The organism is Cupriavidus sp. CuC1, from assembly GCF_044627735.1.
In the GTDB taxonomy this organism is placed as follows: Bacteria; Pseudomonadota; Gammaproteobacteria; order Burkholderiales; family Burkholderiaceae; genus Cupriavidus; species Cupriavidus ulmosensis.
In genome coordinates this window covers 1-2,210 of the sequence record NZ_JBIUHC010000350.1, presented here as the reverse complement: position 1 = coordinate 2,210, position 2,210 = coordinate 1, and the positions used below count along the sequence as shown (strand labels likewise).

At 60.3% G+C, this 2,210-nt stretch carries 3 protein-coding genes; 1 reads left to right on the top strand and 2 read right to left on the bottom strand.

Annotated features, from left to right (window positions below; translation table 11 throughout):
• Positions 1-56: 56 nt before the first annotated feature.
• Both ACGLHR_RS51505 and ACGLHR_RS51500 read right to left on the bottom strand, forming a co-directional pair.
• Positions 57-431 (bottom strand): hypothetical protein, encoded by a 375-nt coding sequence (locus tag ACGLHR_RS51505; RefSeq protein WP_400103816.1) that lies wholly within the window; start codon positions 429-431, stop codon positions 57-59.
• Positions 432-457: 26 nt separating this feature from the next.
• Positions 458-1,189, bottom strand: a complete 732-nt coding sequence (locus ACGLHR_RS51500; RefSeq protein ID WP_318238015.1) for a MotA/TolQ/ExbB proton channel family protein — start codon at positions 1,187-1,189, stop codon at positions 458-460.
• A 462-nt stretch (positions 1,190-1,651) separates the two neighbouring features.
• Here ACGLHR_RS51500 and ACGLHR_RS51495 point away from each other — a divergent pair, with 462 nt between their 5' ends.
• Positions 1,652-1,783 (top strand): hypothetical protein, encoded by a 132-nt coding sequence (locus ACGLHR_RS51495; RefSeq protein ID WP_400103813.1) that lies wholly within the window; start codon positions 1,652-1,654, stop codon positions 1,781-1,783.
• Positions 1,784-2,210: the final 427 nt, after the last annotated feature.

Sequence of the window (2,210 nt, the reverse complement as noted above, 5' to 3'; positions counted from 1 at the left end):
AGTTTCAAATGTGGAGTGACCGGAGTGGGTAGGGAAGCGCCGACTGGCCCCTCCCCTCATTTGGCCGTTGTCGGCCAATTTCTGCCGCTCGCCCTCAGCCGGCGAACGACCGTACCGGCCGAGGAAGCGACGATCACTAACCTCGAGTTGAATCCGCACCTCCTCATCGGCCGTTCGGCGAGCGGAGGCTGGATGGCCGCAACATTCAACCGGCCAATTTGCCAGGCCGCGTGCCATGGAGACGGTGCAAGCCAGGAACAACTGCTCGGAGTCTCTTGATTGAACACTTCAGTCCAATTCAGAGATCGACTACTGTTTCGCGGTTGATTGCTCGCACGAGGGAGACCGATCTTCACTGTGTGCTTGATGACGGGAATCGTGATGACAAAGATGATCAGCAGCATCAGCATGACTTCGAGCAGCGTTGCCATGATGCTTCCTTCCTCAAAGCTGACGCTCAGTTCTTGACGGCCAGGTGCACCGACGTGTCGTTGGCGCGAGTACCCGGAGTGGTGGGGCGCACGTGGGTGCCAGTCACGAAGTAGGTGTGCAGGTCGTGCGCAAAGCGGTTGAGCTTGCTGATGACGCCCTTGTTGCCGCGGCTCAGCGCGTTGTAGCCAAGCACGGCCGGGATGGCCACGGCCAGACCGAAAGCGGTCATAATCAGTGCTTCGCCCACGGGGCCGGCCACCTTGTCGATCGTCGGTATGCCCGAGGCGCCGATGCTGATCAGAGCGTGATAGATGCCCCACACGGTGCCGAACAGGCCGACGAACGGAGCCGTCGAACCCACCGAAGCCAGCACCGCCAGGCCCGACTGCATGCGTGCCACGGCCTCGTCAATTGCGCTCTTGAGCGAGCGGGTCAGCCAGTCGGAGATGTCGAGGGCATCGCGCAGTTGCGTCTGGCTTGCGCGATGGTGCTGCGCGGCTTCGCGGCCGGTGATGGCCAGCGTGCGAAACGGGTTGGCATCGTTGGCGCCAAGTGTGTCGAGTGCGTGATCGAAATCCTCTGAGTGCCAGAAGCGCTTCTCCGCACCATTTGCCATCTTCCGCAAACGAAGCAGATCCCAAGCCTTGGTGATAATCACGATCCATGACAGCACCGACATGATCAGTAGAATGATGGCGGTCGCGCGAATGACGAAATCGCCTTGCGCCCAGAGGTGGGGAAGTCCGAGGTCCTGCATGACGGCTCCTGGAGAATGTCAGTGTTCGGAAGTTACAGAAGGAATTCGGCAATCAGTTCAACTCGAAGCTGATCGGCTGCTGTGCGGGTCTGCCACGGCACGGCCGTTCTCCAATCGGGCTTGCAGCGCATGGCCTGCGCGGCATTGATACGCTGCCGTATCGAGGCGCGCCGACGCGGCTCCGGCCGCGATGGCTCGAAACGGGAAATGGGGCATTGCAATACCTCTGATGGCGTGGAAGTGTCGCGCGGGGACCTCTGTGCCCGCACCAATGCACTACGCGAACGATCCGCCAGACAGAGGGGGGCCACGGCTACGGGGCCGTAGCGAAATTATGGGGGCTATGTACCGCGCGGCGAACAGCGGGTAGTGCCAGCGCCTAGCACAGGCAATCAGCAGCCAGAAGCCCAGCGAAGGCATCGCCACCGCGGCAGCGGCAAAAGCCAAGCATTGCAGACAGACATGATAGTCCGGCACGCACTGATCGGTGTCGGCGGGCGCCGCGCACGGATTGCCCTGCAGATGCACATGAATATGCGACAACGCGTGAATAGCGCCACAGGCCTGGCCGAGGAGCAGGAGGAGGCTGAGTAGGAGGGCAAGCGAGCGTCGCGACATCGAGGGCTGCAGCAATGACGGTAGACGCTCAAGACGCGTCAAAGCGCTTTTTGCAACAGTGTTGCGAGTTTGCCACCTAACAACGCTCTTCGCAAGATTCGCAAGATCCAATACCGCGCTAGCCATTTTGTATGCATCCAGCGACACTCGCTAGCGTCCAAGATGGCGCCGAGCAGTCACATGCATCATAGATGCAGGATTCCAGGACATTCGCGAACACCAACGAGGACAGGGAGTAGCCTACACGGCACTCTTGTCCGCTTGCACGCGGTAAGACTAGCTTCTACGTTTTATTAAGCGGGTTGCCGACTGACAAGCTTTCCTCTCCTTCCACCCAGCAACCGCGTCCCCCGGATCCGGACTAGGGAATCCATCAAGGAGTTAGCGCCATGGTCGACTGCTC